Origin of the sequence: Vibrio sp. 10N.261.54.A5, from assembly GCF_041471145.1 — a bacterium.
Taxonomy (GTDB): Bacteria; Pseudomonadota; Gammaproteobacteria; order Enterobacterales; family Vibrionaceae; genus Vibrio; species Vibrio crassostreae_C.
The window spans coordinates 1-21,909 of record NZ_JBFRNU010000017.1; the positions used below are offsets into that span (position 1 = coordinate 1).

The window sequence follows — 21,909 nt, forward strand, 5'->3', positions numbered from 1 at the left end:
GTGTATTAGGCTCTTGTAAAGGATTGCATTTCTAGATTTGACATGTGATCCAAGACGTGTTTTGAAACTAAATTTCGTAAGTGACTAGAAAGTTAGTTCCCCATCAATATATATTTAGCGGCAGAAAATATAATGCAATACATGGTTACATTTTCGCAGGGTGCTAACATATAGGCTACGGGGGTGTGCCGTTAGAACCCAATATAATTATTTTATCTTTATCAGGAGCATAAACATGTTTAAGAACCTTTTTGCTAGCCTGCAGAAAGTTGGTAAGTCTCTGATGCTTCCAGTATCAGTTTTACCAGTTGCGGGTATTTTGCTAGGTGTCGGTGCAGCAGATCTTCCTTTCATTCCAGAAATCGTTTCAAACTTAATGGAACAAGCTGGTGGTTCAGTATTCGGTCAAATGGCACTACTGTTCGCAGTAGGTGTTGCACTTGGCTTTACTAACAACGATGGTGTAGCGGGTCTAGCTGCTATCGTTGGTTACGGCATCATGACTGCTACACTTGGCGTAATGGCTGGTGTAATGGGCGTTGATAAAATCGATACTGGTGTACTAGGTGGTATCCTAGTCGGTGGTGTTGCTGCTTGGGCATTCAACCGTTTCTTCCGTATTCAACTACCAGAGTACCTTGGCTTCTTCGCTGGTAAGCGTGCTGTGCCAATCATCACAGGTTTCTCTGCGATTGGTCTAGCAATCCTACTATCTGTAGTATGGCCACCAGTTGGCGGCGCTATCTCTGCGTTCTCTGATTGGGCTGCTCACCAAAACCCACAAGTGGCGTTTGGTATCTACGGTATCGTTGAGCGTTCTCTAATTCCATTTGGTCTTCACCACGTTTGGAACGTACCTTTCTTCTTTGAAGCTGGTACTTGTGTAAACGCTGCTGGCGAAACTCAAAACGGTGTTCTTACTTGTTACCTAGTTGCTGATGACGCATCTCGTGCAGCGGGCAATGGCTTCGGTCAGCTAGCTGGTGGTTACATGTTCAAGATGTTCGGTCTACCTGCTGCTGCAATCGCGATTGCACACTCAGCTAAGCCTGAAAACCGCGCTAAAGTAATGGGCATCATGGCTTCTGCTGCGTTGACTTCATTCCTAACGGGTATCACTGAACCAATCGAATTCTCTTTCCTATTCGTTGCTCCAGTACTGTACGCAATCCACGCTCTACTAGCTGGTTCTGCATACGTTCTTGCGAACACTCTAGGTTTTGTACACGGTACATCTTTCTCACACGGTCTAATCGACTTCCTAGTTCTATCTGGCAACGCGTCTAAGATGGGCCTAATGGTTGTATGTGGTATTGCTTACGCTGCAATTTACTACATCGTATTCCGCACTGTGATTAAAGCTCTAGACCTTAAAACTCCAGGCCGTGAAGACGAGACTGAAGAAGAGTCAGTTGCGACTGGTTCTGAACTTGCTGGTGAGCTAGTTGCTGCATTCGGTGGTAAAGCGAACATCACTGGTCTTGACGCTTGTATTACTCGTCTACGTGTTGCAGTAGCTGATACAGCTCTTGTTGACCAAGACAAGCTGAAGAAACTAGGCGCTGCAGGTGTTGTAGTAGTAGCGGGTGGCGTACAAGCTATCTTCGGTACTAAGTCTGACAACCTTAAGACAGACATGGATGAGTGGATCCGTAACAACGGTTAATTCTCTGATTCAATAAATTGAAAGGAGGCCGAAAGGCCTCCTTTTTTGTTTTCTGCTCTATGAAAGATCTATTGTGCTTAATCTCCATTAACTCAGATACTTATCATTCAACTCGATCAGTTGATGGTTGCTCTTAAATTTTTCGTGTCTTTTATCTTTTACCCAGCGATGACACCTTTTGCTGAGATTCCAGTAGACTTCCGTTTTTTAAATACAGTCTGAGAATATTATGAAACATCGTTACTTGATCGGCCTTATGTGCTGCAGCGGAGCCTCGTTTGCTCAAGCTTCTGAAGCTCCAGCTTTGGAAGTTGGACTCGCCATTGACCAAGACCTGAGTGTCGTTGTGGAATTTGATCAGAAATACCGTGCTACGATTGGCAATGACGGCGCTGCCTTTGATTACATTTTGAAGCGTGGTCAGTTCGAGACTGAAGCTCCGTTGAGCTGGTACGTCGGTGCTGGTGCTTGGGCTGAATGGAATGACGACTTTGGCTTACGCTTGCCGTTAGGCGTGAAAGTGAATTTCTACGAAGGTTGGAATGCTTACGCTCAAGTTCACCCTGAACTCGATATGTATAAAGGTGTTGAGTTGCAAGTGGGCGGCGCTTTAGGTGTTACCTATAAGTTCTAACCTGAACTAAAACCGTTTTAATAATGAAAAAACCAGCATTTAGCTGGTTTTTTAGTTTGGGCCGATCTTATATTTTTGCTTCATTGAGCCGCTTAGAAAGTAAAACTCAGTCCGACATTGGCTTGGAATTGGTTCATCCAGTCGGTATCAAAGCGAATGATGCACTCTTGCCCGTTATTTGGGATATTACAAACACCGGAGGTATCGTTGTCGACAACCGTGCCTAACCAACGTACTTGTGTGTTCAACGCTAGTCGGTCACTAAATTTGTACTCTAAGCCACCAAAGATAGAAGTTGAGAATCCATACTTATCTTTTGCCCAGTCTACATCGACGTAAGAAGCACCCAGGCCTAGCCCTAGATAACCCGACAACACAGGCGAAGCAGGGTAGTAGATGCTGCTTTGAAGGTGCAGGTATTGGATGGAGGAGCTTAGGTTAAGCGTTTCTAATTCCGAGCTCTGATTGGAGTAGAAGAAGCCGATGCGTCCTTTTTCAAGTGGCGTTTCAATGGCAAAGGTGTAATTTTCAGAGCCTTTCATGTCATAGGTTTTACCGTCCTGGTCTTCGACACTGCCACCGCCGGTATAACCTACCATAGGTGTAATGATGATCTCCGGCGAAGCATACGCGCTTGAAACGGAGAGAAGCGTAATCAGTGCCATCATATTTGCTTTGTTATTCATGAGTATATCCTTATCCATACACTTACTAATTGTGATGGTTACATCAATATTGTGCGACTAATTTCGACGATTCTTGAAGATACTTCACACACCTGATAGTACTTAAATAGAGACTCGACAAATTAATAATAAACCAGAGGTGTCTATGGACCATAATCTGAAAAATGCCCTACAAATTACCGTGTTTATCTACATGATCATTCTTTCATTTGGCTTTATTGCGATTGGTAGTTAATACCATCTATTGCGAGGCTGAGTTTTGATACTCAGGGAATAATGAATAGTGGGATTATAACCAATATTGATACAGCAATAGACTTGGATTATTACGCTAAGTTTATTGCTGGAAAAACAGCACTGGTCGCTCAAGGTGGCGGACAGAGAAGTATTTTTACTTCTGGAGTGCTGGATGCCTTTCTTCTCTCAAATTTTGACCCCTTCGACGAATTTTTTGGTACCTCAGCAGGTGCTCTCAACTTATGTGCTTATCTGTGCCGTGATAAAGGCCTTGGACGTTCTTTTGTTCTCGACCTCACAACCTCACCAGAGTTCTTCAATCTCTTTTCCTATATACGACACAGAAAGAACCTAGGATTAGAATGGGCGCTAGAACAAATCATGGCTTACCCATATAAGCTCGATCTGGATTTAGGGCGACAAACGCTAGGCGATCGCCACTTCTATGCGGCTGTAACGGATTCCAAAGACTTACGAGACCACTACTTCCCATTATTGGGCGAAGATTGGTACAAGGTGATGATTGCGACCTGTGCTATTCCTCGCTTGTACAATGACGAAGTCTTTATTGGTGACAGTGCTTATGTGGACGGTGGTGTATCGGCGTGTATCCCAGTTCAGGAAGCGTGGCGAAGACAAGCTCGTTCTATTGTGGTGATTCGTACTGAGCCAGTGGTGGAGGAAGGTAATACCCATTTGGTTGAAGCACCAGTTAAGGGATCTTCAGTCAAAGCGCCTAAACCTATATCTGCAGAAGAACTGGAGTGGTTCCGCGAATCTTTCGACAGTGTTCAAGGCCATTGGCAACAGAAAGTGGAACAGTGGAAAACCGACTGGACCTCTTTCTTCCAACAACAAATTATGCGCTCAAAAGAGCAGAAGCGTGACCGTGGGCATTTAGACCTGCTGAACGGTGGTCGCTGGCTATTTGGTGCAGATGATATTTATCGCTTAAGTCATTTAATCGGAGATAAGTTTGATTCAGGGTTGGCTGACATGCTGATGGTGCATTATCAGACCTACTCATTGACTCAGGATTTTTTGAATTCGCCACCAGACGACGCGTTTGTGGTTCAGATAGCACCTAGTCAAACGCTTAAATCGAGCTCATTAATGAGTCATAAAGATGATTTACTGCATGATTACGAATTGGGTTTAGAAGCCGGTTACCGATTTGTGGAGACCTATACCTCAACGGAAAACGCTCGCAACTCGCATATGCCACAGTTAGCCACCATTGCTGCGGGTAACTAATTCCCGAAGTTGATGAGCTAGCATGCTGTGAGCTCGTTATGCTGTTTAAGCAGATTGTAGTGAGTCGTGTTCTGAAATGAAAAAGGGTTATTGAACTTGGTTCGATAACCCTTTTAAGTTTTTGAGATTAGGCGAATCGTTTCGCCTTAAGGTCAAATATCAGGTGACAGGCAAGATTCTCATACAGTTGGTTGACCCTGCTACATCCATAATGTCGCCTTGAGTGACGATCACTAGGTCACCAAACTTAAGGTGTCCTTTCTCTTTCAAGCAAGTGAGTGTAGATAGTGCAATGTCAAAGCTGTCTTCGGCTTCTGTCTCGAAGTAGATAGGTGTCACACCTCTGTATAAGGTACAGCGATTAAGCGTTCCTTCGTTACGAGACAGCGCGTAGATCGGCATGTCGGCACTCAGGCGAGACATCATCAGTGCGGTGCGGCCTGACTCGGTGAGAGTGACAACGCCTTTAATGCCTTCCATATGGTTTGCAGAGTAGATGGTCGCCATCGAAACGGTTTCTTCGGCAGTAACAAAGGTGCGGTCAATACGGTAATTGGATTGGTTATTAATGCCTGCCATTTTTTCTGCACCAATACAGACTTCAGCCATCGATTTTACGGTCTCGACTGGGTAGTCACCAGCTGCAGTTTCACCAGACAGCATCACAGCATCGGTGCCATCGAGTACGGCGTTGGCAACATCCATAACTTCGGCACGGGTTGGCATTGGCGCAGAAATCATTGATTCCATCATCTGAGTTGCGGTGATGACAGTTCGGTTAAGCGCTCTGGCACGGCGTATAAGCTGTTTTTGTACTCCGACTAACTCAGGGTCGCCAATTTCCACTCCGAGGTCACCACGAGCCACCATGACCACATCTGAGGCCATTATGATGTCATCCATGTTCTCAACTGTAGCTACTGTCTCTGCTCGCTCCACTTTTGCGACGAGGTGAGCTTCTAAGCCGGCTTCTCGTGCAAGCTGACGAGCATAGTGCATGTCTTCACCATTACGAGGGAAAGACACCGCTAGGTAATCCACTTTGATTTGTGCGGCGGTGACGATGTCGCGCTTGTCTTTTTCTGTTAGCGCTTCTGCGGAAAGGCCACCCCCTTTTTTGTTGATGCCTTTGTTATTTGAGAGTGGGCCGCCAATGATGACTTCGGTATGAACGCGACAGCCTTCCACTTTGGTTACTTTGAGTTGAACACGACCATCGTCAAGCAACAGTATATCGCCGGCGGATACGTCGTTAGGCAGTTCTTTGTAATCAAGGCCAACGGCTTCTTGATTGCCTTCACCTAAACCTAGGCTGCTATCGAGAGTGAACAGGTCGCCTACGGCAAGTTGGATTTTGCCATCTTTGAATGTCGACACACGAATCTTGGGACCTTGTAAGTCTCCGAGAATGGCGATTTGAGTACCGTGTCTTTTTGCTATTGCTCTGACTTTTTCTGCGCGTTGTATATGGTCGTCGCTGGTGCCGTGAGAGAAGTTCATACGAACAATATTGGCACCGGCTTTGATGATCTCTTCAAGCACGTTACCTTTATCAGTAGAAGGGCCTAGCGTTGTGACGATTTTCGTTTTTCTTAATTCGGCTGTCATGAATACTCCTAGAGTGAGGCCAAGTAATCTTTTAAAAGACTGAATTAAGTATATGCATTAATTGATAATTTATTGGGAGCTAGGAGGATATTTCTTGATTTGCCTTTAATTATTGAATTCAGGGCTCAAATGCGATGTTTTATTCTGAAAATTAAGTCGCAAATTATCGATGTGGGTGTTAATTTTCCTCGAACTATTTGACTCGATACACAAAGATTCATGTATATACGTGATACTGGTCACGGCGATATACCAAGTGACTTCACAATTACTTCGCAAAGTAAAAAAATTACCTCGTTGATGATTTCTGGAGCGTAAAATGTACATGGCTCAACCGGGCCATATTGATCATATCAAACAGGTCAATGCTGGTCGTGTATATAAACTAATTGACCTTAAAGGTCCTATTTCTCGTATCGATCTGTCCAAGCAAAGTGAGTTGGCTCCGGCGAGTATTACTAAAATTACCCGTGAACTCATTGAAGCTCACCTTATTCACGAAACGACGGTTCAAGAAGCCACGACTCGTGGGCGTCCTGCTGTCGGTCTGCAAACCAATAACGAAGGTTGGCAATTTTTGTCGATGCGCCTTGGTCGCGGATACTTGACGATCGCGCTCCATGAATTGGGCGGCGACGTGCTTATCGATACCAAGATTGATATCCATGAACGTGATCAAGACGATGTGCTTGCGCGTCTTCTCCATGAAATCGATGAGTTCTTCCAAACCTATGCCGAGCAACTCGACAGGGTGACGAGTATCGCTATCACACTGCCAGGTCTGGTGAATTCAGAGCAAGGTATTGTGTTGCAGATGCCGCACTATAACGTTGAAAACTTAGCGTTGGGGCCGGAGATCTACAAAGAAACCGGTTTGCCAGTTTTTATTGCCAATGATACCCGAGCGTGGGCATTAGCAGAAAAGCTGTTTGGTAACTCACAAGACAACGACAACTCTGTTCTTATCTCGATTCACCACGGTTTAGGTGCCGGGATCATTCTTGATGGTCGCGTTCTGCAAGGACGTCACGGTAACATCGGTGAGTTGGGGCATATCCAGATCGACAAGGAAGGCAAGCTTTGCCACTGTGGTAATCGAGGCTGTTTAGAAACAGTGGCGAGTTCTCAGGCAATCCGTGAGCAAGTCAAAGAGCGATTGGTAAATGGTGAAGAATCAACGCTAACGGTGTTTGAAGACGTCACTATTGAACAGATCTGTGCTGCCGCTGCTAATGGGGATCCGCTGGCTGTCGAAGTGATTGAACAGTTAGGCCGTTATCTAGGTTCTGCGATTGCGATTGTGATTAACCTGTTCAACCCAGAGAAAATCTTGGTGGGTGGTGTTATCAATCAGGCGAAGAGCGTGTTATACCCGGCGATTCAAAAGTGTATCGAAGAGCAGAGTCTATCGGTTTACCATAAAGACTTAGAGCTGGTGGAATCTCGTTTTTATAAGCAGGCAACCATGCCAGGTGCTGCGCTCATCAAGCAGGCCTTATACGATGGCCAACTGTTAATGAAAGTTATTGAAGGTTAACCCCTTTTTCTCGTCTTGTAGCCTTACCTTGAACCTTTCCATGTACTTAAGCTTTGTATAACATCATTTGTTGTACTTAGTTTAAGCATTCTGTGCATTGGCGCTTTGCTTTAACCTATTGAAGTAGGCTATTGTAGCCACAGTTATTATTTGTCACTAAGGTGTTGTATGTCTGGCGTTTTAAATTCGGTTGATCAGAGAACCAAACTGGTCGGTGAAAACCGTCTGGAACTCTTGTTATTCAGCTTAAATAGTCGTCAACTATTTGCGATTAACGTATTTAAAGTGAAAGAAGTCCTCAAAGTGCCAGTACTCACTCGCTTACCGGGCTCTCATCATCATATTACGGGTGTTGCGTCTTTACGTGGTGAATCGGTGCCTGTTATCGATTTACGCAGTGCCATTGGCTTTCCGCCATCTCGTGCGGAGTCTCAAGAGAGCAACCTGATTATTACGGAATACAACCGAACCGTACAAGGTTTCTTGGTTGGGCAAGTTCGTAATATCGTGAACACGACATGGACAGAAATCCAGCCGCCGCCAAAGACAACAGGCCGTGCAAACTACCTAACCGCTATTACGCATATTCAAGAAGAAGAGCAGCACAAGATCGTCGAGATCATCGATGTTGAGAAAGTGTTGGCTGAGATCATTGATTACGATGTCTCGATCTCTGAAGGCGTTTTAGATGAACAATTAGCTCAGGAGATGATAGGACGCAATGTGCTTATCGTTGATGACTCTTCAACAGCGCGTAACCAGATCAAAGGCACCTTGTCGCAGTTGGGTTTGAACATTATTGAGTGTTGTGATGGCTTAGAAGCACTGACCTTACTTAAGGGCTGGTGTGATGAAGGCAAAGACATCAATCAAGAAATATTGTTGATGATCACCGATGCTGAAATGCCTGAAATGGACGGCTACAAGCTGACACACGAAGTACGTACTGACCCAAGAATGCATGACCTATTCATCACGCTAAATACTTCATTAAGTGGAAGTTTTAATGAAGCTATGGTTGAGAAAGTAGGGTGTAACCGCTTTATTTCTAAGTTCCAGCCAGACCTCTTGGTTGAAGTGACTCAAGAGCGAATGCGTCAGATTTTATAATTAATGCTGCTGTACGGTTTGTTTTGAGTGACCTTATAGAAAACGCTTGCTAATATTCACGCAGCATATTTTTCTTAACGAAATATGCTCAACTACTAGCGTAATTTTTCACACACAATCTAAGGTAGTTCCTCTTAATGATATGGTTAACGTCTAAAGTCGTCATGACTTTGAGCTTATTACTGTATAGGGAATTTAAGAAAAGACGTACGGAAGCTGAAGTTGAGTCATAACTCAACAACTGGAATTGAAGGGAAGCGGATGCTTCCCTTTTTCGTTTTTCTTTCTCTCTTTTCTTTAGCCAATGATCGATTGAGAACAGTTGGTACTTCGCTAATGAAAATCCCGAGATTTGGTTTTCAAGCCAACAATTTCATCGGTAATATCGATAAGTTTTCCCGCGATAACATGCACGACTTCACCTTCTTTTTCTAATATCCCTTGTACTTTTAACGCCTTGGCTGTGAGATAAGCTTGCTGTTGAGCGCGTGCGGTTGCTCCCCATACCACGACATTAATATTGCCAGTGCTATCTTCCAGCGTAACAAAGGTGACACCTGCCGCGGTGCCGGGAGATTGTTTACCTGTGACTAATCCGACAACGGTGACCATAGATTTGTGTCTTTGCTGTATTAAATCTTTCATGTGTGTGAATCGACCTAATCGTCCTGCTTCTTCGAGCAAAGTGATGGGGTGCTTGTTCAATGAAATTCCGACACTGGTGAAGTCTTCGAGTAGATCTTGCATCTCATTGGGCTTGTGCAGTACATGTTCGTCATGTCCTGCCTCAGCATCGTCATAGGCTTGGCTAAACAGAGGTAAATCCGACGCCGAGTCCATGATCGCCCAGCGAGTCTGGAAGCGGTCTCCAGAAACGTTATGTAGCGCATTGGCCGATGCCAGTAGCTCGATATCTTTCTTATTCATCGATAACTGTTTCACCTGACTAGGGTGGCGATAACCGGATGGTGGACGATTGGCGAGCACGCTTTGAATTCCATGCTCGCTGAATCCTTTGATTTGTCGCAGCCCTAAGCGAATCGCTAGACCATTCTGATGAGGGGCAACCGTGTGGTCGTTTTGAGAAGCGTTCACACATACCGGAAGTATCACCACATTGTGTCGTTGTGCGTCTTGTACTAACTGTGAAGGGCTATAAAACCCCATGGGTTGGCTATTCAACAGAGAAGCGTAGAAACATTCAGGGTAGTAGCACTTCAACCAAGCTGAGCAATACGCTAACACCGCAAACGAAGCCGAGTGGCTTTCAGGAAAACCGTACTCGCCAAAGCCGCATATCTGTTTAAAGATCTGCTCAGCAAACTCTGTCTCATAGTCGCGCTTTTGCATTCCCTCGATAAGTTTGTTTTTAAACTTAAAGACGTTGCCATTTTTCTTCCAAGCGGCCATTGCCCGTCTGAGTTGATCTGCTTCTCCGCCTGTGAACCCTGCAGCCACCATAGCGAGTTTAATCACTTGCTCTTGGAAGATAGGTACACCTAAGGTGCGTGACAGTACCGACTCCACATCTTTAGATGGATAACTGATTGGCTCAATGCCATCTCGACGCTTGAGAAATGGATGCACCATATCGCCCTGAATAGGACCTGGACGTACGATAGCGATTTGAATCACCAAGTCGTAATAAGTTTTCGGTTTAAGCCTTGGCAGCATGCTCATTTGCGCGCGAGACTCAATTTGGAATATCCCGACCGTGTCTGCTCGCTGAATCATGCCGTAAACCTGAGGATCGTCCTTAAGGCGAGTGAGCTCAGCAATGGTCAGTGATCGCCCGTGAATACGTTTGATCAGGTCGAAACATTTACGAATCGCAGAGAGCATACCCAACGCGAGCACATCAACTTTCAGCAGCCCCAAGGTTTCTAGATCGTCCTTATCCCATTGGATAATGGTTCGATCGTGCATTGCGGCATTCTCGACGGGAACCAGTTCATACAAAGGCCCTGAAGATATGACAAAGCCACCAACGTGTTGAGATAGGTGACGTGGAAAGCCGATGATCTCATTCACCAAGTGGATAAACTGTTGCCCCTTCAAAGAATCAGGTTGTAGACCCAATTGAGTGAGCTGAGCCTGCCAACCTAGGCTTTTGTCCCTACGGTTGGTGTTCTTGATGAAGTAGTCGAGCTGGGTTTCTTGTAGCCCTAATGCTTTACCGACATCTCTTACCGCACTTTTAAAGCGATAAGAGATGACCGTTGCGGCAAGTGCAGCCCTTTCTCTACCGTATTTTTGATAGATGTATTGAATAACTTCTTCACGGCGTTCGTGTTCAAAATCGACATCAATATCGGGCGGCTCATCGCGCTCTTTACTGATGAAACGTTCAAATAGCACTGAAATCTGCCTTGGGTCGACTGAGGTGATTTCTAAGCAATAACACACCACGGAATTGGCAGCTGAACCTCGACCTTGGTAAAGAATGCCTTGGCTTTTAGCAAACATCACGATGTCGTGAATGGTGAGAAAAAAGAAAGGGTAGTCAAGCTCGTCAATTAATCCCAATTCTTTATCTATGATTTGTTGGATGTCGTCAGGTACACCTTGTGGGAAGCGAGTTCGTTTTCCCTTTTCGACCAACATGCGCAGATAACTCATGGGTGTCTCACTTTGAGGAATCAGTTCACTGGGATATTCGTATCGTAAGCTATCTAAATCAAATTCACACAACTCAGCGATGCGGTTGCTCTCTTCTAGCCACTCCGCTTTGAAGATATGAGAGAGCTTATTGATACTCCGTAAACAACGTTCTGCATTAGCGAGTAAGTGACTGCCCACTTCGGTAATGGGTTTTTGATATTTAATCGCAGTGAGTGAGTGCTGCAAGGGTAAGCGATTCGCATTGTGCATCAACACACCACCACAAGCTGTAATCGGCAGTTGGTGATGTTGTGACAGCTCAACGCAGTAATCTGTGTACTGCTGGTCGGTTTGCTTTAGGTGTCTTTGTAAGCCGATCCACAACCGACCTGAATGATGCTGGGAGAGCCATTGCCCCCAGTGTGCGTCTTCATTTTTCTGTTGAGGAAGCCAAAGAATAAAGCAGTGCTTAGCCGACATGATATCCCACTCAGAGAGCTGATAATGTCCCTTGCTGCTACGACGTCTCGCGTTGGTAATAATACGGCACAGCTCGGCGTAGGCTTGTCTGTTTGGGCATATCAAGACCACTTGGCACTCTTCATTTAGCCAAAACATGCTCCCGACAATTTGCTTGAGTGATAGTTTATGTTGCTTGATCGCAGAGTGAACCTTAACGATGCCCGCGACTGAGCACTCATCAGTAACCGCGAGTGCTTTGTAACGCAAGAAATCGGCCTGTAAAACAAGCTCCTCTGCGTGTGAGGCTCCCTCAAGGAAGGAGTAATTGCTTTGGCAAAATAGCTCTGAGTATTGCTGAGACATAACGTAATCTCACTTAACCATTGCGAGTGAACATGATTGAAAAGGGACGCTGAAATTGAATAAGTAGAACGGAGGAGCTAACAAAGTTTCTTGCTGACTTACGTTCTTACCGACTAGCTAAATAAGCCGTGCAAAAACCACTGTTTATCTGGCGTTCTAAATATCCAGAGCCACCGACCGTTTTCGCTGTGAGCAATAAAGTAGTCACGAATGACCTTCTCTCCGTCCCACCAGCCAGACACAATGCGCTCTGGGCCTTGAGATAAGGTGACGCTTTCGGTTAAGGCTTCGGGCTCTGGCAGTAAAATACTGGGCCTGAGCCGCTGTTGAACGACGCTGAGAGCTATGGTTTGTTGCTCGCTCTCTGGGGGTGTTTGCCTTTTTGTCACAGACTTACTCAGTGTTGGGAGCGAATACTGATTGGCCTTTTCTGGCCTTGGGTCGTGCTGTATTTTTGGTGTTTGAATACAGGCTTGTCCAAGCTTTGCTTGCAGTAGTGAGAGCAAATCTAACGCGGCAAGTGTTCCGGTATTACCATCAAAAAGATCATGGTAGGCCATTTGGGGTTCTCCATGACGAACCAAGCTGAGGGTCAGTCCTTGAACCGGTGCGGTGAGCTTGAGTGACTCTAAGGTGAGATGAGTAAGGTTCGCCCATTTTTCAGCAAGGTAATCACCTTGTGCCGAATAAAAAGAGACAGGGTGATCGTCTTTATCTCTTAGGTGTAAAGTCAGAGTTAACTCGAAAGCCACTCGATCGCGTAGCTTCAAAAAACATTCGAGTTGATTCAGTAATTTCAGCAACGGCTTTTCGATAAATAGGATGTTTTCAATATCAAACAATAGCTCCAAATATTGCTGGAAATTCTCTGGTGGATGATAGAAATCAATCGGGTGCTTGAACTGGCCGTTAAGGCGACCGACATAATTCACCAAGTCGATATCAAAGCGGCGTGCGACCTCTTGCAAAGGCAGCTTTAATAAGTCTTCAACGGTATTGATACCGACACGGTTCAGGCGTTCCACTTGCTTGGTCGGTAGCTCACTGGAAATTAATGCTTGTTGATTGACCCAAGTTTTCATCTGCTCAATATTGTTTGTTGCTTGGTTGATCGCTTGCTTACCCAAAAGGATCGCAGAAAGCGGCGAATAACCCGTAGCGAAGCTGAACTGGATATTGAGCGTTTCTAAGTGGCTTTTGAGCTCATGCCAGTAGTTATCTAGCCCGTCGTAAAGTGACAGCATGTTAGAGGCTTTAATCAACAAACCATTAGGTGGCAATAACGCCATGTCGGAAGTGACCAGATACGCCCATTGAGCGATCTCTTTAAGCTTACTTTTCTCCAGTTCAATACTGTAAGGGTGGACGTGTAAGTTGTGGCACAAAGCTGCTGCAGACCCTAAGCCCATACCAAGCGAAATTCCCGATTGCAGCGCAGCTGGGTTTGCTTGCAGTACATGGTGATCTTTTTCATCCACGATGATAATAGGTTGTTCGCGTGAGTCTTCGCTCGAACCCAATTCATTAGAGTTAAACAAGGTATCCAACTGCAGAGATGGAAAGTGCAGATAAAGCCACAACATACGTTAGCCTTGCTTCGCAATAGGAAAAGCCAGCACAGTGTTACCAGACAAAGCGCGGTCTGAATTGTCTTCATAAACGACTTTCTCTGTGAGTAACGGCCAGTAGTGTGTCATGTCTAGAATAAAGCTGCCATACGACCAGCTGCCTTTTCTCTTAGTCACTTCAACCTTTAATCCCTGCGCGTGAGAAGAGAGTTTCATGCTTAAGGAAACGGGCAGGGATAATTGATTATGGCTGGTGGCTTTAAAGTGAAACTGCAGGCACTTACCGGTTTCACTGGCTGCTTGTAGGCGCTTTGTTTGGTGTATTTCTAGATCGGCTCCCCATAGCAATACAGAGTGACAAGCGCCGCTTTTGAGGCACTGCTCAGCTGCCCACAACGCATCGAGATCGCGTTGAGGCTGGATAACGAGAATGTTTTCTAATTCAATGCCTTGGCTGTTAAAAAACTCAGCACAGATCTTCCCTGGCGGGTTAATGAATATGGCCAGTTTTTGCGAGTTTTGTTGAGATAAATAGGGCGTCAGTAGGCGAAGCTCGCCGATCCCTTGTTGTGATTCAACTTCAATAACGCCGTGCGTCGGGAAGCCGCCATCAAGCTGTTTATCCAGTTGAGGATAGCCTGTTGAAGTGGTGCTTCCTTGCGTTGTTGATTGTAACCCTTTCCAGATTAGCTGGCGGTCTTGTAAGTTTTTTATTAGTTCATGCATAATTAAATACCTGTATATTTATACAGTATATTTAACAATGGAAAAGATGCAAAGCAAAATGACGAAAATTAGGGGAATAATACCAATCACAGTAAGTAAGTGATCATAAATAGCGCAGGAAAAATGCTTGAGAACAAGGCAGAAATTTTCGATAAGTAGTTATTCTACAATCAAAATTTCTAACGCCGTTATCGAGTGTTTTAACAAGCTAGGATGACCAGTTATTTACTACGATTGGTATCAGTGTTAGTTGATTGATTTAGATACAAAAAAAGCCGCTATGGAAGCGACTTTTTACTATTGGTCAATGATATCAGTTACTTAGGTTGAGCATCGATACATTGGCCATTAATGTCTGTCACACTTGGGTTCATTAAGTGTAGGTACAGTGGGATGATGTCGAGTGGCGTTTTCAGCTTGTTCGCATCTTCACCTGGGTACGCTTTTGCACGCATACGTGTTTGAGTACCACCTGGGTTGATCGCATTAACACGGATGTTTGTGTCTTCAAGCTCATCCGCTAAGATCTGCATCATCCCTTCGGTAGCAAACTTAGAAATCGCGTAAGTGCCCCAGAATGCACGGCCAGAGTGACCAACGGTAGAAGAGGTGAATACGATACGACCTGCTTCTGCTTTTTTAAGTGCAGGTAGCAGAGCTTGAGTCATCAAGAACTCAGACTTCACATTGATCTGCATAACATCATCAAAGGTTTCTTCATCAATCTGCTCAAACGGGCTCAGAGTGCCAAGAACGCCAGCATTATGAAGTAGGCCGTCTAAACGACCGAACTGTGATTGAATGGTTTCAGCCATATCAACGTAGTTCTGCTTTGTCGCACCTTTTAAATCCAATGGGATAATTGCAGGCTGCGGGTAACCAGCGCTTTCGATTTCATCGTAAATGAATTCTAGGTTTTTAACATTGCGGCCTAACAGAATGACAGTTGCGCCATGTTGAGCGAAGCTTAGTGCAGCTTGGCGACCAATGCCAGCACCGGCACCTGTAACCAAAATTACTTTATCTTTGAGGGCATCTGTAGAGATTGGGTAATCCACTGTGCTTATCCTTCTTTCTTTTATTATGTTCGTCATTCCATTGATGTTTAATCACACAGATAACCGCAGGAATGATGAGAAATTCTTGGTAATCGTGACAAGATGGTTACAATACACTAATTCATACAATAGGGGATATGACATTGGAATTTTTGTTGGACTACGGCTTGTTTTTAGCCAAGATTGCGACCGTTGTAATCGCCATCATTGCAATTTTAGTCATTGCTAAATCTGTGGGTGGAAAATCAAGCGCGATTAAAGGTGAGCTGGAAATCACGAACCTATCTGAACACCATAAACAGACGATTGAACAATTAGAGCACCATCTACACGATGATGCTTTCATCAAAGCCCGTGATAAAGCAGAAAAGAAAGCGGAAAAAGAGAAAGTAAAATCACGCGGTAAAGAAGTGAAGAAAGCAGCGAAAGAGGGTGAGCTTGATAGCAAGCGTGAACCACATCTATTCGTTCTTGATTTTAACGGCAGCATTGATGCGAAAGAAGTGGCTTCATTACGTGAAGAGGTAACGGCGGTTCTGGCTGTGGCTCGTGAAGGTGATGAAGTATTGCTGAAACTTGAATCTGGCGGTGGCATGGTTCATGGCTATGGTCTGGCGTCTTCTCAACTTGATCGTATCAAAGCGGCTGGCCTGCCTTTGATTATCTCGGTAGACAAAGTAGCAGCAAGCGGTGGTTACATGATGGCATGTATCGCAGACAAAATCGTATCAGCACCTTTTGCTATCGTTGGTTCTATTGGCGTGATTGCTCAACTACCAAACTTCAATAAACTGCTTAAAAAGCACGACATTGAGTTTGAACAGCTAACTGCGGGTGAGTACAAGCGCACACTGACTATGTTTGGTGAGAACAGCGATAAAGCACGTGAGAAGTTCAAAGAAGAGCTAGAAGAGACACACGGCTTATTCAAAGACTTCATTCGTGACCATCGTCCAGCGCTAGACCTTGATAAGGTTGCAACGGGTGAGCACTGGTTTGGTACACAAGCACATGAACTTGGGCTGGTGGATGAGATCCGTACTTCTGATGACTTAGTTGTTGAAGCATGCAAAGACAAGACGGTTCTAGCGATTCACTATGTACAGAAGAAAAAGCTGTCAGACAAGCTAGCTGGCGTGGCAGGTAAATCTGCAGACAGCGTGCTGATGAAGCTGATTGAACGCGGTCAAAAGCCGATTGTTTAAGCTTATTTAGTTCGAGCCTTAAAAAGAAAGCGCATAAGTCATCAGACTTATGCGCTTTTTTATTGCTCCACTTCCGAGCGGGTGACCACTATGTTGTAGGGGGAGCGGAGTTTTATACCCATAATCTACTTACTATGATGGGTATTAAATCTTGGCTCCATAGTCATTGCGTTTCGGACAAGTCGTCAGGATTTCTCGATGACCCGTGTCTTTGAGCTCTTCCAAAATCACATCAAAGCCCCACAAGCGATAGAGATGCTTCATCACTTCGTCGTAGCCTTTATCAAGCGGGATGCGGTCGTGAGGCACATATTGCAGTGTCATTGAGCGGTCACCACGAACATCGACATTAAACACCTGAATGTTTGGTTCAAGGTTACTTAGGTTGTATTGCGCCGCAAGCTTCTCACGAATCAGGCGATAGCCCGGATCATCATGAATAGCACTCACCTCAATGGTATTTTTACGGTCGTCGTCGAGTACAGAGAACAGCTTAAAGTCTCGAATGATTTTTGGAGAAAGGTATTGGCTGATGAAACTTTCATCTTTGAAGTTGTGCATCGCAAAGTGCACCGCTTCTAACCAATCACTTCCGGCTAACTCAGGGAACCACTCTCTATCTTCATCGGTTGGCTCTTCACAGATGCGTCGGATGTCTCTAAACATCGCAAAGCCAAGCGCATAAGGGTTTATCCCGCTGAAATAAGGACTGTTGTAGGCAGGTTGTGCGACGACACTGGTATGGCTGTGTAGGAATTCTAAGATGAACTTATCACTCACCAAGCCTTCGTCGTAAAGGTGGTTAAGAATGGTGTAATGCCAGAAGGTTGCCCAGCCTTCGTTCATCACTTGAGTTTGTTTTTGAGGGTAGAAGTATTGGCTCACTTTGCGAACGATGCGAACACACTCTCGTTGCCAAGGTTCAAGCAGTGGTGCGTTCTTCTCGATAAAGTAGAGAATGTTTTCTTGAGGCTCGCTAGGAAAGCGGATCTTGGTCTCTTCTTCCTTACTTTTATTTTGAGGAACGGTTCGCCATAGCTCATTCACTTGAGATTGCAGATAAGCTTCGCGTTCTTCTTGTCTTGCTGTCTCTTCTGCAATGGAAATCTTCTCAGGGCGTTTGTATCGGTCTACGCCGTAATTCATCAGTGCGTGACAAGAATCAAGGAGCTGCTCGACTTCAGCAACACCATATTTCTCTTCACAACCACTGATGTACTTCTTAGCAAACAACAAGTAATCGATGATGGAACTGGCATCGGTCCATGTTTGGAACAGGTAGTTGCCTTTAAAGAAAGAGTTGTGGCCATAACAAGCGTGAGCCATTACCAGCGCCTGCATTGTGACCGTGTTCTCTTCCATCAGGTAAGCGATACACGGATCGGAGTTGATTACGATTTCGTATGCCAAGCCCATTTGGCCATGCTTGTAGTTTTGCTCGGTTTGAATGAATTTCTTACCAAAAGACCAGTGGTTGTAATTTATCGGCATACCAATGCTCGAGTAGGCATCCATCATCTGTTCTGAAGTAATCACTTCAATCTGGTTTGGGTAAGTGTCTAAACGGTAATGCTGCGCCACACGCTTAATTTCTACGTGGTATTTCTCCAAGAGGTTGAATGTCCAATCTGGACCATCAGGCAGCATCTTGTCGTTTTTCTTTTTTGCAGCTTTGTCTTTCTCTGCAACGTTTGATTTCGCTGTCATGGCAAACTCCCTTACGCTGTCTCTTTCTGGAACAGTTCTCTAAACACAGGAAAAATATCATCCACCGTTTTAATGTTTTTCATGGCGAAGTTGTCAAAGCTACTCTCGAGTTTTTCGTATTCGTGCCAAAGCGTTTGATGAGAGCGGCGTGTTATTTCGATGTAAGAGTAATATTGGCAAGTTGGCAGAAGCGTATTGACCAGTAACTCTTTACAACGAGGCGAGTCATCAGCCCAGTTATCGCCATCAGAGGCTTGTGCAGCATAGATGTTCCACTCATTCGCAGGGTAGCGGTCTGCGACAATTTCCTTCATCAGCTTCAGTGCACTAGAAACAATGGTGCCGCCGGTTTCTTGTGAGTAGAAAAACTCATGTTCATCAACTTCTTTAGCCTGAGTATGGTGACGAATAAACACAACATCGACGTTTTCGTAGGTGCGGTTTAGGAACAGGTACAGAAGGACATAAAAGCGCTTCGCAATATCTTTTGTGGCCTGATCCATAGAGCCGGACACATCCATCAGACAGAACATCACGGCTTGGCTAGATGGAATAGGGCGCTTCTCATAGTTTTTAAAACGTAAGTCGAAGGTGTCAATGAACGGCACGCTTTCAATCTTTTTACGTAACTCGGCAATCTCTTCTTTGAGGCGACCTTCCTCAAAAGGTTGTGCCGGCTCCGTCATTTTAACTTGGTCAAGCTGTTCCATCAGTAGGTTAAGCTCGCGCTTTTTACCTGCTGTCATCGCGGTTCTACGAGCCAGAGATTGCTGTAGTGAACGAACGATAGCGATGTTGGATGGAATCCCCGCGCTTTGGTAACCAGAGCGGTGAGTTTTCCATTCGGTGATTTTGTTGACCTGATTTTTCTCTAGATTAGGTAGAGCTAAATCTTCAAAGAGAATATCAAGATACTCATCTTTTGAAATTTGGAAGGTAAATTCATCTTGGCCTTCGCCATCAGGGCTTGCGTCGCCTTGGCCTGAGCCACCACCTTGACCACCACCTTTAGGGCGTTCGATTTTATCGCCAGTGATGAACTGATCATTACCTGGGTGAACGCGCTCTCTTACGCCGCCTTGACCTTGGTGAAAGTTCGGCTCTTTGATGTCTTTATGGGGAATAGTGACGTCTTCACCTGTTTCTGTATTGGTGATTGAGCGTCGGTTAACTGCATCGGCCACAGATTCTTTGATTTGCTCTTTATGGCGTCGTAAGAAACGCTGTCTATTCACAGCACTCTTATTTTTGCCATTGAGCCTCCGATCGATAAATTGTGCCATAAGAACTCCCTCTCAGCTGATGTCGCGATCCTACTTTTTATTCGGGTATAAGAGTTATCGATTTACTAAGGTATAAAAGTTATTGGTTTATACGAGCTGCTCAGTTGAGCAGCTCAATACCGTTTAGTTATGAGGATTTACGAACTCTTAGGTACCACTCAGATAGCAGTCTCACTTGCTTCTCGGTGTAGCCTTTTTCCATCATACGAGCAACGAAGTCGTCATGTTTTTTCTGATCATCCGTTGAGGTCTTAGCATTGAACGAAATAACAGGAAGTAGCTCTTCTGTGTTAGAGAACATTTTCTTCTCAATCACAGTGCGCAGTTTCTCGTAGCTCGTCCACACTGGGTTTTGACCGTTATTGTTGGCTTTGGCACGAAGCACAAAGTTCACAATCTCATTTCGGAAGTCTTTAGGGTTACTGATACCGGCTGTCTTCTCGATTTTCTCTAGTTCACCATTCAGAGAAGCACGGTCAAATAGTTGGCCTGTTTCTGGGTCGCGGTACTCTTGGTCTTGAATCCAGAAATCTGCGTAGGTGACATAGCGGTCGAAGATATTCTGACCGTACTCAGAGTAAGACTCTAGATAAGCGGTTTGAATTTCTTTACCGATGAACTCTACGTAGCGTGGCACTAGGTATCCTTTCAAGAACTCTAGGTACTTCTCGGCGGTCTCTTGAGGGAACTGCTCCCGTTCGATTTGCTGCTCAATAACGTAGAACAGGTGCACTGGGTTCGCGGCCACTTCGGCTTGGTCGAAGTTAAACACACGAGACAGGATCTTAAAGGCGAAACGCGTTGATAGCCCAGACATGCCTTCGTCAACGCCAGCATAATCTCGGTACTCTTGGTAGCTCTTCGCTTTTGGATCGGTGTCTTTTAGAGTCTCACCATCGTAAACACGCATCTTAGAGAATAGAGATGAGTTTTCAGGCTCTTTTAGTCTCGAAAGAATGCTGAATTGCGATAGCAGATCGAGTGTGCTTGGTGAGCAAGGCGCTTGGGATAGCTCACTGTGCTCAAGCAGTTTCTTGTAGATCTTAACTTCTTCAGACACACGCAGACAGTAAGGGACTTTTACAATGTACACACGGTCGAGGAATGCTTCGTTGTTTTTGTTGTTACGGAAGGTCTGCCACTCAGATTCGTTCGAGTGAGCGAGAATCATACCGTCAAATGGCAGTGCAGAAAGCCCTTCGGTACCGTTGAAGTTACCTTCTTGTGTTGCCGTAAGTAGAGGGTGTAATACTTTGATTGGCGCTTTGAACATCTCCACGAATTCCATCACACCTTGGTTGGCTTTACAAAGCGCACCAGAGTAGCTGTAGGCATCAGGATCATCTTGAGAGAAGTGTTCAAGTTTACGAATATCAACTTTACCAACCAGAGACGAGATATCTTGGTTGTTTTCATCACCTGGCTCCGTTTTCGCGATCGCAACTTGATCGAGAATAGAAGGGCGCAGTTTGATGACTTTGAATTTGGAAATATCACCGCCAAAATCGTGCAGACGTTTCGCTGCCCACGGAGACATAATTGAGCGAAGATAGCGTTTCTCAATGCCATATTCATTCTTCAATAAGTCGCCGTCTTCGTTAACGTCGAATAGACAGAATGGGTGATCGTTTACTGGGCTTCGTTCACCGTCAGCAGACAATACATAGATTGGTAGTTTCTGCATCAGGGCTTTGAGTTTTTCAGCGAGAGAAGATTTACCACCGCCCACAGGGCCAAGTAGGTAAAGGATTTGTTTACGTTCTTCTAAACCTTGCGCAGCATGTTTTAAGTAAGAAACAATCTGTTCAATCGCATCTTCCATACCGTAGAAATCTTTAAATTCGCTGTAGCGTGAGATGACACGGTTTGAGAAAATACGACTCAGTTGAGGGTCTTGAGCAGTGTCAATAACCTCTGGTTCGCCAATGGCTAGTAATAAGCGCTCGGCAGCATTAGCGTAAGCACTTTTATCGTCTTTACACAGCCCTAAGAACTCCTGCAATGTCAGCTCTTCTTCCTTGGCTGCTTCATAACGTGATTGATAGTGGTCAAAGATACTCATAGTCACATTCCCCTTGTTAACCAGTCAAAACTGACGAGCGATTGAAAAATAGGCTCTCCCTACATTTTAAGGTTAGACCCGCTTCCACAATTTTGCTTAACAATTATGTATTTATTTACAATTTTGCGTGTGAAAAACGTGG

16 protein-coding genes are annotated in these 21,909 nt (G+C 45.0%); 7 read left to right on the plus strand and 9 right to left on the minus strand.

The features are described from left to right. Window positions 1-235: 235 nt before the first annotated feature. Together ptsG and AB4329_RS04370 are read left to right on the plus strand one after the other, a co-directional pair. Window positions 236-1,666 carry a PTS glucose transporter subunit IIBC gene (gene ptsG, locus AB4329_RS04365; protein ID WP_017062145.1) on the plus strand — a complete coding sequence of 477 codons (1,431 nt, stop codon included), beginning with the start codon at window positions 236-238 and terminating at the stop codon, window positions 1,664-1,666. A gap of 229 nt (window positions 1,667-1,895) precedes the next feature. Beyond that, window positions 1,896-2,300 (plus strand): hypothetical protein, encoded by a 405-nt coding sequence (locus tag AB4329_RS04370; protein ID WP_017062144.1) that lies wholly within the window; start codon window positions 1,896-1,898, stop codon window positions 2,298-2,300. A gap of 92 nt (window positions 2,301-2,392) precedes the next feature. Here AB4329_RS04370 and AB4329_RS04375 read toward each other — a convergent pair whose 3' ends face one another. Then, entirely contained in the window at window positions 2,393-2,986 is a 594-nt protein-coding gene (locus AB4329_RS04375) for an outer membrane beta-barrel protein (protein WP_017067207.1), read from the minus strand. A gap of 145 nt (window positions 2,987-3,131) precedes the next feature. Between AB4329_RS04375 and AB4329_RS04380 the strand changes: the two genes are divergently transcribed. Then, a complete protein-coding gene (locus AB4329_RS04380) occupies window positions 3,132-3,221 on the plus strand; it encodes a YnhF family membrane protein (RefSeq protein ID WP_100214626.1) in 90 nt (29 codons plus the stop codon). A gap of 41 nt (window positions 3,222-3,262) precedes the next feature. Continuing rightward, window positions 3,263-4,477 (plus strand): patatin family protein, encoded by a 1,215-nt coding sequence (locus AB4329_RS04385; protein ID WP_017063485.1) that lies wholly within the window; start codon window positions 3,263-3,265, stop codon window positions 4,475-4,477. A 159-nt stretch (window positions 4,478-4,636) separates the two neighbouring features. Here AB4329_RS04385 and pyk read toward each other — a convergent pair whose 3' ends face one another. Then, the gene (gene pyk / locus AB4329_RS04390; RefSeq protein ID WP_017062141.1) at window positions 4,637-6,085 is read right to left on the minus strand and encodes a pyruvate kinase; all 1,449 of its coding nucleotides are present in this window, start codon (window positions 6,083-6,085) and stop codon (window positions 4,637-4,639) included. A gap of 319 nt (window positions 6,086-6,404) precedes the next feature. On the opposite strand from pyk, the gene AB4329_RS04395 reads away from it, so the two are divergent. Together AB4329_RS04395 and AB4329_RS04400 are read left to right on the plus strand one after the other, a co-directional pair. Then, window positions 6,405-7,622, plus strand: a complete 1,218-nt coding sequence (locus AB4329_RS04395) for an ROK family protein (RefSeq protein ID WP_017062140.1) — start codon at window positions 6,405-6,407, stop codon at window positions 7,620-7,622. 168 nt (window positions 7,623-7,790) lie between these two features. Beyond that, entirely contained in the window at window positions 7,791-8,732 is a 942-nt protein-coding gene (locus AB4329_RS04400) for a chemotaxis protein CheV (RefSeq protein ID WP_017062139.1), read from the plus strand. A 333-nt stretch (window positions 8,733-9,065) separates the two neighbouring features. On the opposite strand, the gene AB4329_RS04405 is transcribed toward AB4329_RS04400, so the two are convergent. The 4 genes from AB4329_RS04405 to AB4329_RS04420 all read right to left on the minus strand — a co-directional run bounded on the left by AB4329_RS04405 (window position 9,066) and on the right by AB4329_RS04420 (window position 15,510). Continuing rightward, on the minus strand, window positions 9,066-12,158 hold the full coding sequence (locus AB4329_RS04405) for an error-prone DNA polymerase (protein ID WP_372137713.1): 3,093 nt from the start codon (window positions 12,156-12,158) through the stop codon (window positions 9,066-9,068). Between the two features lie 113 nt (window positions 12,159-12,271). Beyond that, complete coding sequence (locus tag AB4329_RS04410) at window positions 12,272-13,741, minus strand: DNA polymerase Y family protein (RefSeq protein ID WP_102319685.1); 1,470 nt, start codon at window positions 13,739-13,741, stop codon at window positions 12,272-12,274. A gap of 3 nt (window positions 13,742-13,744) precedes the next feature. Next, a complete protein-coding gene (gene imuA / locus AB4329_RS04415; RefSeq protein ID WP_017063488.1) occupies window positions 13,745-14,452 on the minus strand; it encodes a translesion DNA synthesis-associated protein ImuA in 708 nt (235 codons plus the stop codon). Between the two features lie 317 nt (window positions 14,453-14,769). Continuing rightward, entirely contained in the window at window positions 14,770-15,510 is a 741-nt protein-coding gene (locus AB4329_RS04420; protein WP_017062135.1) for a YciK family oxidoreductase, read from the minus strand. Window positions 15,511-15,647: 137 nt separating this feature from the next. Between AB4329_RS04420 and sohB the strand changes: the two genes are divergently transcribed. Continuing rightward, window positions 15,648-16,715, plus strand: a complete 1,068-nt coding sequence (gene sohB / locus AB4329_RS04425) for a protease SohB (protein ID WP_065583981.1) — start codon at window positions 15,648-15,650, stop codon at window positions 16,713-16,715. Between the two features lie 144 nt (window positions 16,716-16,859). Here sohB and AB4329_RS04430 read toward each other — a convergent pair whose 3' ends face one another. The 3 genes from AB4329_RS04430 to AB4329_RS04440 all read right to left on the minus strand — a co-directional run bounded on the left by AB4329_RS04430 (window position 16,860) and on the right by AB4329_RS04440 (window position 21,767). Further along, the gene (locus AB4329_RS04430; RefSeq protein ID WP_050634858.1) at window positions 16,860-18,422 is read right to left on the minus strand and encodes a SpoVR family protein; all 1,563 of its coding nucleotides are present in this window, start codon (window positions 18,420-18,422) and stop codon (window positions 16,860-16,862) included. Window positions 18,423-18,433: 11 nt separating this feature from the next. Then, on the minus strand, window positions 18,434-19,705 hold the full coding sequence (locus AB4329_RS04435) for a YeaH/YhbH family protein (protein ID WP_017062133.1): 1,272 nt from the start codon (window positions 19,703-19,705) through the stop codon (window positions 18,434-18,436). 127 nt (window positions 19,706-19,832) lie between these two features. Further along, window positions 19,833-21,767: a PrkA family serine protein kinase gene (locus AB4329_RS04440; RefSeq protein WP_017062132.1), complete on the minus strand. Its 1,935-nt coding sequence runs from the start codon at window positions 21,765-21,767 to the stop codon at window positions 19,833-19,835. Between the last annotated feature and the right edge of the window lie 142 nt (window positions 21,768-21,909).

Bases quoted from the DNA above. Each gene is read 5' to 3' on its own strand.
- AB4329_RS04370 (WP_017062144.1), top strand. From the start codon at position 1,896: ATGAAACATCGTTACTTGATCGGCCTTATGTGCTGCAGCGGAGCCTCG.
- AB4329_RS04375 (WP_017067207.1), bottom strand. From the start codon at position 2,986: ATGAATAACAAAGCAAATATGATGGCACTGATTACGCTTCTCTCCGTT.
- AB4329_RS04405 (WP_372137713.1), bottom strand. From the start codon at position 12,158: ATGTCTCAGCAATACTCAGAGCTATTTTGCCAAAGCAATTACTCCTTC.
- AB4329_RS04435 (WP_017062133.1), bottom strand. From the start codon at position 19,705: ATGGCACAATTTATCGATCGGAGGCTCAATGGCAAAAATAAGAGTGCT.
- AB4329_RS04395 (WP_017062140.1), top strand. From the start codon at position 6,405: ATGTACATGGCTCAACCGGGCCATATTGATCATATCAAACAGGTCAAT.
- AB4329_RS04400 (WP_017062139.1), top strand. From the start codon at position 7,791: ATGTCTGGCGTTTTAAATTCGGTTGATCAGAGAACCAAACTGGTCGGT.
- AB4329_RS04385 (WP_017063485.1), top strand. From the start codon at position 3,263: ATGAATAGTGGGATTATAACCAATATTGATACAGCAATAGACTTGGAT.
- AB4329_RS04430 (WP_050634858.1), bottom strand. From the start codon at position 18,422: ATGACAGCGAAATCAAACGTTGCAGAGAAAGACAAAGCTGCAAAAAAG.
- AB4329_RS04440 (WP_017062132.1), bottom strand. From the start codon at position 21,767: ATGAGTATCTTTGACCACTATCAATCACGTTATGAAGCAGCCAAGGAA.
- pyk (WP_017062141.1), bottom strand. From the start codon at position 6,085: ATGACAGCCGAATTAAGAAAAACGAAAATCGTCACAACGCTAGGCCCT.
- imuA (WP_017063488.1), bottom strand. From the start codon at position 14,452: ATGCATGAACTAATAAAAAACTTACAAGACCGCCAGCTAATCTGGAAA.
- AB4329_RS04410 (WP_102319685.1), bottom strand. From the start codon at position 13,741: ATGTTGTGGCTTTATCTGCACTTTCCATCTCTGCAGTTGGATACCTTG.
- sohB (WP_065583981.1), top strand. From the start codon at position 15,648: ATGACATTGGAATTTTTGTTGGACTACGGCTTGTTTTTAGCCAAGATT.
- ptsG (WP_017062145.1), top strand. From the start codon at position 236: ATGTTTAAGAACCTTTTTGCTAGCCTGCAGAAAGTTGGTAAGTCTCTG.
- AB4329_RS04380 (WP_100214626.1), top strand. From the start codon at position 3,132: ATGGACCATAATCTGAAAAATGCCCTACAAATTACCGTGTTTATCTAC.